The 7,401-nt window shown below is 61.1% G+C and carries 6 protein-coding genes; 4 read left to right on the top strand and 2 right to left on the bottom strand.

Going from position 1 to position 7,401, the window contains the following annotated elements; genetic code table 11:
• Nucleotides 1-207: 207 nt before the first annotated feature.
• The gene (locus ISS20_RS22050) at nt 208-2,604 is read right to left on the bottom strand and encodes a DNA polymerase II (protein WP_291439579.1); all 2,397 of its coding nucleotides are present in this window, start codon (nt 2,602-2,604) and stop codon (nt 208-210) included.
• 386 nt (nt 2,605-2,990) lie between these two features.
• Between ISS20_RS22050 and ISS20_RS22045 the strand changes: the two genes are divergently transcribed.
• Genes ISS20_RS22045 through ISS20_RS22035 form a run of 3 tightly spaced genes read left to right on the top strand, consistent with a single transcriptional unit; the run spans nt 2,991 to nt 5,172 of the window.
• Nucleotides 2,991-3,575 carry a hypothetical protein gene (locus tag ISS20_RS22045; protein ID WP_108500262.1) on the top strand — a complete coding sequence of 195 codons (585 nt, stop codon included), beginning with the start codon at nt 2,991-2,993 and terminating at the stop codon, nt 3,573-3,575.
• Nucleotides 3,575-4,696 (top strand): ImmA/IrrE family metallo-endopeptidase, encoded by a 1,122-nt coding sequence (locus ISS20_RS22040; protein WP_108500261.1) that lies wholly within the window; start codon nt 3,575-3,577, stop codon nt 4,694-4,696. Before ISS20_RS22045 ends, ISS20_RS22040 begins: the two co-directional genes overlap by 1 nt.
• A complete protein-coding gene (locus ISS20_RS22035; protein ID WP_108500260.1) occupies nt 4,693-5,172 on the top strand; it encodes a hypothetical protein in 480 nt (159 codons plus the stop codon). Before ISS20_RS22040 ends, ISS20_RS22035 begins: the two co-directional genes overlap by 4 nt.
• A gap of 1 nt (nt 5,173) precedes the next feature.
• On the opposite strand, the gene ISS20_RS22030 is transcribed toward ISS20_RS22035, so the two are convergent.
• Complete coding sequence (locus ISS20_RS22030; RefSeq protein WP_233250799.1) at nt 5,174-6,112, bottom strand: hypothetical protein; 939 nt, start codon at nt 6,110-6,112, stop codon at nt 5,174-5,176.
• Nucleotides 6,113-6,746: 634 nt separating this feature from the next.
• On the opposite strand from ISS20_RS22030, the gene ISS20_RS22025 reads away from it, so the two are divergent.
• Nucleotides 6,747-7,401 (top strand): metalloregulator ArsR/SmtB family transcription factor (locus tag ISS20_RS22025; protein ID WP_291439573.1); only part of this gene is annotated, 655 nt, incomplete at its 3' end.

The following is a 7,401-nucleotide window of genomic DNA, read 5'->3' as shown; positions in this document are numbered from 1 at the left end:
CAGACGACGACCTGTTGAAGTTCCTCAAGACCTTGTGATTACGCGCAGTTCAAAGACGTGCCCGAAGCCCTCTTACGAGGGCGGCGACGTTGCGCTGCCGGACCAACTGTGCATAACTGCGTGCTGTGCATAACGCTGCCAAGCTGCCCCATACTGTTCAGGTAGTTACGTCTTTAGGTATCGCCCCAGATTGCCCACCGAGATTTCCTAAAACAACACCTTCTGCGCACTCGTCAATGCCGCAAAGCTGTCTCCCAACGGCTGAAGAATCGCATCAGCAATGGGCTGGAGTTGTTTGACGAGGTAGTGCTCATAGTCAATGCGCGAATGCCGGGCCTCCAGCGGCTCGGGGCCGCTCTGCGTCATCACGTACTCGATCCAGCCTCCACGCTGGTACTGCTGCGGACGGTTCAGCTTCGCGTTGTGCGCGTCAGCAATACGCGCCGCGCGCACCTGGGGAGGCACGTTGACCTCATAGGCATCGAGTCGGTGGCGCAGGCGTTTTCGGTAGACGAGCAGCGCATCCATCTGCCCATCCAGCATTGACCGCGCATAGTCGGCCACGAACGCCCGGTAGGGCTCTCCATGGAAGATGCGTGACAACAGGCCCTCCTGAAACTGGCGCGCCAACGGGGTCCAGTCGCTGCGGGCCATCTCCAACCCGCGATAAACCATCTCCTCCCGACCTTCTTCATCGACGCTCAGGCCGGCGTAGCGCTTTTTGCTGCCGACGTCTGATCCCCGGATGGTGGGCATGAAGAACTTGGCGTAGTGGGTATCGAACTCGATTTCGAGGAAGTTCTCCAGCTGCTGCTCTTCGCGCAACTTGTGGGTCCACCAGGCGTTGACTTCCTGCACCAGATGGGCCGCAATGGCGTGCGCCTCCGCATTGGGATAGGTGCGTTTGAGCCAGATGAAGATGGAGTCGGTGTCTCCGTAGATGACTTGGTATCCACGCTCCTCAACTAACGTCCGGGTGAGCTTCATCACCTCGTGGCCGCGCAGGGTCACTGCAGACACCAGCTTCGGATTGAAGAAGCGGCATTCCGACGCACCCAGCACACCCGCAAAGGAATTCATGAGCAGCTTCAGGGCCTGCGACAGCGGCTGATTGCGCGCCCGCTTGGCTTCGTCCCGCGCATTCGACAGGGCGGTCACGATGTCCGGCAGACAGTGCTTCTCGCGCGAGAACAGCGTGCCTTGCGGCCCCAGCACCAATCCGGTCTGTGCGTCGGCGCTCTCTCCCTCGGCCAGACCCACGGGGTCCACCAGAAAGGTCCGGATGATGGAGGGGTACAGGCTCTTGTAGTCCAGGACCACGACTGAGTCGTAGAAGCCCGGGGTGGAGTCCATCACATAACCGCCTGGAAAGGCCTTGGCCGCGATGTCACCCACGTTGGGCGCTACGTAGCCCAGGCGGTGCATGCGCGGCAGATAGTGGTGGCTGAATGCGGCGATGGAGCCGCCGAAGTGATCTATCTGCAAGCCTGTAGTCTGGGCTCGCTCCAGTACGAACGGCAGCAACTCCAGTTTGTCGAAGATGCGCAGGACCAGCGCGCAATCACGGATGTTGTAGCTGGCCAGCGCCGGCTTGTCTTCCTGGTAGCGCCGCTCAATCTCGGCCATCTTGTCGTAGGCATCGCCGATTTCCTTGCCCTCACCGAGCAGTTTTTGCGAGACCGCTTCGAGGCTGAACGACGGAAAGCTCCACATGCCCGCCCGCAGTGCTTCGATACCATCGACAACCACACGCCCGGGCATGGGCGCGAACAGGTAGCCCTGCCGGCCGGGGTGCGTACGCCACGCGATGGGGCGGCGCTCGCGTCCGAGCAGCAGTTGCACGGAGTTCGCGTCCGCGGTCTTTTGCAGCACCCGGAGATCGAACTGGATCACGCTCCAGCCGACGATGACATCCGGGTCATGGTCCGCAAACCAGGCATTGAGCTGCTCGATCATCGCCCTGCGAGTTGAGCAGTACACAAGCCTGAAGTCCATCGGCGACACAGCTGGCGCCGACACAGACTCTGGTGCTTCCCCCAGCATGAACACCACCCGGTCACCCGCACCATCCAGTGCGATGGAGTACAACTCCTCGGTCGCGCTCGTCTCGATGTCCAGCGACACCACCTTCAACACCGGGCGCCAACCAGACGCGGGCTTCAACCTGCCGTCGAGGATGGTCGAACCTTCGCGCTGGCCGCCCTCGACCAGAACACCGGCCGTGATGAACCGCTCCATCAGGTAGCGATCGTGCGGGCGGACATCCGCTTCGTAGAGCGGGATCCCCAAAGGCTGGAGTGCGCGCGCCAGCTTGCCGAGATCGCGGAACCTGCGGGCGTAGACACCGAGGACGGGCTGCTGATCGAATGTCTTCAGACCGAGTTCCTTCACCTCCAGGCCCTGCAGGCTCGCCAGTGAAGCTTGTGCCGCAGCCCGGTGGCGAACAGGCAGAAAGGCGACCGAGCTCTGCCGGGTCAGAAGCACCTTCTTAGGCCCGTCGTCGGTGGCCAGCCAGTATTCAATCTCAGTGCCGTCTGGGAGATCGCGCCAGTTGCGGGTGAGGATGAAGCCCCGGAGTTCGGTGGGAGCGAGGGCTGATGACATCAGGTGGCGAAGAGGACGCAGGCACGGCAATTCTGCCCCTCGGGCGAGAGCTGGAGGTGCCGTGGCGATCTTGCGCATGATACTGATGTTTTGTACAGTAATGCAAAAACCGACACCGAGAAGACCATGCGCAAACCAACCCGTTATGTATTCCGTCCTGCCCGACCAGCACCCGCCTTACTGCGGCGCATTTGGGCGTGGTTCTGAGTCGGTAGCGCAGTGCCATCTGGCCGTGCTTGACGGACCGGCAATAGAAGAGCAAGTCAGAAGACGGGCATGGCCCATTGAAATGGGTACGCATTGGAGCGCTTCCGTGCCGATGGTGCTTGCATAAAAATTGATACTGTCTAAAAATACAGGCCTATCGCAACTTCTAGGAGGGTGCCGTGTCCAGCTACATCTTTATCTCGCCCAAATCTGATCCTGGCATGGGCCACCCGCTGGCCGACCCGTTGCTCACCACCGGATCGCGGCCAACTATGGGCTCTTGTAGACCGGACCTACGCCGCCTCGTCCGCCCTGGCGACCAGATCTTCGTGATCAGCGGCAGTATGGGGCCCAAGCATCGGCAATATGTGATCGGCGGCTTGGAGATCGCAGAGAAGCTTGAAGACCAACTCGCTGCCTTGCGAAAATTTCCCGAGAACGCCCTGCGCTTCGAAGCGGGCAAGAAGATAGGCAACATCATCGTAACCGCCGACGGCTACCAGCACCCTCGGGACACCCACAAGCCGGAGTCATTCGAAAACCGAATCAAAAACTACTTAGTGGGACAGAATCCGGTGGTGCTCGAATCCCCGCGCGAGGTTGAATTGGGACGCGAGCGGACCGTCGACATTCTTTCGAGTCTCTTCGACCGCTCGGGGCCACGCGTAGCCCAGATCGTCGGGCGCCACCGCAAGCTCACTGACGAGCAGGCGGATCGGCTGCGTCGGGAGCTGATGGACATCAAGCGCGAGGCGGCGGCGTGATGAATATCGGCGAGCACTTGGTCAGCCGGAAGCTCGCCGCCGACCAGATCGCCACGAAGGCGAAGCTGTCCTCCGAGCGGTTTGCGCAGATCGCCGCTGGTGCCGACGCGAGTCTGGCGGAGATGCGGGCCATCGCCAAGGCTATGCGCTTGCCTTTGGAGAGCTTGCTGGACGCGGAACCCGCTGAACCAGTTAAGGCGCTATTCCGTCACACCCTAGGGCAGCGTGCGGTTGAGGTTTCCTCGGAGGTCGACGTCGTGTCCGCCCAAGTTCGCGACGCGCTGGCAATTGCACGAGGCATGCCCCGCAACACTGCGTGGCTCAATCTGTTCAGGGGCATGGAGCCAAAATTGGAGGCGGCTGAAGAATTTGCGCAACTTTTCCGCAAGGCATTCGCTGGCCTCGACGACAAAGAGCCCTTCCCGCGCCTGCCGCAAGTCGCCCACGAGCTTGGCGTCATCGTTCTCTATTCACGGGACTCGGCCATCGAAGGGGTGTCTGTCATCGTTGAGGGCTATGCGCTGATGATCTTAGGCGCGCGAGCGTTCAAGCCCCGCCTGCTCTTCACCATGGCTCACGAGTTTGGGCACTTGGTCGCGCACCACGACGATCAGGCGAGCGGCTACGCGCACCTTGATCGCCAAGAGGACTTCGATGGCATTCCAGGCGGTCCGCGCAAGCTCGAAGAGAAGTTTGCTGACGCGTTCGGCTCGGCCCTCGTGCTGCCGCGTCACGGCGTGCTGCTCGCAATAAAGGCGATTCGAGAGCAACTCGGGGCCAAGGGGCCTCTAGGCGACATCGAGATCTTGTGGCTGGCGCACCTGTTCCACGTCAGCTTCGAGGTCGCCGCGCGCCGATGCGAAGGCCTAGGCTTGGTACCGCCGCAGGGCGCGCGCGCTCTATACCAAAAGCTGCAGGACGACCACAAGAATCCTGAGCGGCGCGCCGCAGAGCTAGGCATCCCACCGCGGCCTGACATCCAGGTGGACGCGTCCCCTGCGCTTCTGCAAGCAGCAGCGCGTAAGGTGAGGGCCGGGGAGATTTCGGTGGGACGCGCTGCGGAGCTCCTTAACACACCAGTCTCCGCGCTGTTTGTTGCCAACGCTGAAATAGCCGCGTGATCCAGATCCTGGACGCTTCAACCCTCCTGAACCTCGCCAATGGCGAAGTCCTTTCGAAAGTCCTGCGCCTTCAGAACACATCGTTCCAAGTGAGCGGCGTCGTGCGTGACGAATCGCGCACCGTCGCACAGGCGATCGATGCGGCAGTCGCGGCCGGGCGTCTCACGCTGGTCGACGACAAGTTGATCAGCGTCTCGCGCTTCCTCAGGGCGAAAGCGGAGTGGCAGTTGGACAACGGCGAGACCGAGTGCATCCTAGCCGCATCGGAGTTAGGCTCCTCGGTCGCTTGCGACGACAAAGCGGCGCGCAAGGTGATCGTGAAAGTTCTTGGTGAAGATCGCCTAACCGGCTCCATCGGCCTGTTGCGCGAGACGGTGAAGGCGGGACTACTCACTCAGGCAGAGGCGTTCGCCGCCTACTGCTTGATGCGCGAGCGGGGAGGATTCCTACCCGCAATCGACCAAGCCGATTTTTAGCTCAGATCGTTTCCGGGCGCAGCCCCAGCTTGTCGTTGCGCAAGGGGTTGGGCGCGAGCTTCGCGAGAGCATGACGCACGCCTGCAAACGGATTAGCGATTGTCTTCTTCATCTGGCCGCGGGCGCAGAAACAGAGTCCGCACGAGCCGCAACGATGCTCGATGTGCGGCGTGAACGCGTGCTCTCCTTCGTCAAAGTGATGATCTCCGCAGCCGGGGCAGACCAGATCCAGAACTCTGCCCTCCAGGTGCGGCATGGCCGACTGCGCCATAAAGGCGCGCACATGCGTGGCGTCGAGCACCATGCCGTCGATCACAACCTCTGTGAACGTGTCGTCCAGGCCACTGGGCATCTCCTCGTCGGCTGTCTTGAAAGCGTGCACGTGGATACCATCCTCCTCAGCACGCGTTGAGGTCCACAGGATCGCCGGATTCGAGCCCCAGATCTGCACGCCCCCCGGAAAGTCGCGCTGCTTGAATGTGACCTTCTTCTTCGCCGGCACGAGCTTGGGCTTCTGCGCGCCCAGCATATGCCTCACGGTTGCCAAGGGATTGCCCACGCCCGGGCCGTTGTCGGAAAACTGCTTGCCGCAGCCGTGGCATTGGTGGCGACGGTGCGCATGGACGGCGAACCAGTCGCGGTCTAGGTGTGGAAAGCCACAGTAGGTGCAGTTAACCGTGATCGTCTGGAAGCCGAACACGGCTGAAACCATGTAGTTGATGGCGTCGATTTCGTCGACCTCTGCCCACCCGTCGGAGAGCAAATCCTTCGCGAGAGGGATGCGCAGCTTGCGATACGTTCGGTCAACCACTTTCTCCCCGCCTTTTTCGAGCCGCGCGTGCACGTGAATGCCTCGGTCGATGGGCTTGTTCGTAGTGTCATAGACGGCGGGCACGGATCCCCACAACGCAATGCCGCCGGGGTAGCGGCTGAAGTCCAAGTCCAGAGTGTCCTCGGGCGCGATAGGCTCGTCGTCGGCCGCTACGCATTTCTCCGCCGGAGTGCCGTATTTAGCCGTAGCGTTTGCGTGATGCCCAAGGCACCAATACCGGGTGCCGCCGTCTCGGCGCCGGCCCACAGGGACGATGTTGCAACTCATCGAGAAAGCTTACTCCAATAGCGTGTTGGTTAGCCGTCGTGCCATAGAGTGAGCGGAAGGGCCTCCGCCATTGTCCAGGGAGTTTAACCGCTGCTGAGCCGTCTTCGAAGGTTGACCGCCATAGGCTGGTTGCGGTCAATCAGCCCATTAAGCGCAACATCTGCTTTCTCCCATATTGGACGTTCCGGGATCAGTTCGCCCCCAGGAAAAGTTCTGGATGTCGAGCGCCAATGAACCTCACCTCAGCACGCCAAGGGGATGCTCGTCAGCATAAATATCTCCGCCACTTCATCCCTTCCCCACCCGATCTCGTCAGTTGCCCTGAAGTCAGAAACGATTGATCAGGTTCGAACAGTGCGTTGGCTCCTCGCGTCGCGGTAGTTCCGTAGGGCTGTAGGCCATAGAAAACTCCCAGACTTCCAAGTCGCTCGTATCAAAATGCCCATCTCAATCTAATATTCACTAGAATGTACGCATGAGAGAACTTAAAAACCAGCTCTATGAGCAAGTTGCCCGTATTGGCAAAGCCATTGCCAGCCCCAAGCGGTTGGAACTCATCGAGTTGTTGTGCCAGGGCGAGAAGACCGTCGAGACCCTGGCGGCCCAGGCCGAGATCAGCGTCAAACTCGCCAGTGCCCACCTGAAGGAACTGCGCATGGCGCGCCTGGTGGATACGCGCAAAGAAGGCAAGTACGTGGTGTACCGCCTGACCAGCAGCAGCGTGGCCGACTTGTGGGTCACCCTCCGCACAGAGGCGGAGGAGCGCCTAGTCGAGCTGCAAATGGCGCTGGCGGCGATTGCGGAGCCGGGTGCCGACCTTAAAGGTATTGATCGCAGCGAAATCCTGCGCCGGGCCGCTGCAGGAGAAATCACCGTCCTGGACGTCCGACCCCAAGCGGAGTTCAGCGTGGCGCATTTACCGCACGCCCGCTCGCTTCCCATCGAAGAACTCAAAAAGCGCCTTGCCGAGTTGCCCAAGGATGTGCCCGTAGTGGCGTATTGCCGGGGCCCGTTCTGCCTCATGGCAAAGGCCGCCACAGAACTGCTGCGCAAGAAGGGATACCAGGCATTCCATCTTGCCGACGGGGTAGCGGAATGGCGCGCCCGCGGGTTGCCTATTACCAGCCCGA

This window comes from Acidovorax sp. (assembly GCF_016783915.1).
Lineage (GTDB): Bacteria > Pseudomonadota > Gammaproteobacteria > Burkholderiales > Burkholderiaceae_C > Acidovorax.
This window is presented reverse-complemented; position numbering and strand designations above follow the sequence as displayed.

What these genes read in the sequence shown, in the direction of transcription:
- ISS20_RS22040 (WP_108500261.1), top strand. Translation starts at nt 3,575, where the DNA reads ATGAATATCGGCGAGCACTTGGTCAGCCGGAAGCTCGCCGCCGACCAG.
- ISS20_RS22050 (WP_291439579.1), bottom strand. Translation starts at nt 2,604, where the DNA reads ATGTCATCAGCCCTCGCTCCCACCGAACTCCGGGGCTTCATCCTCACC.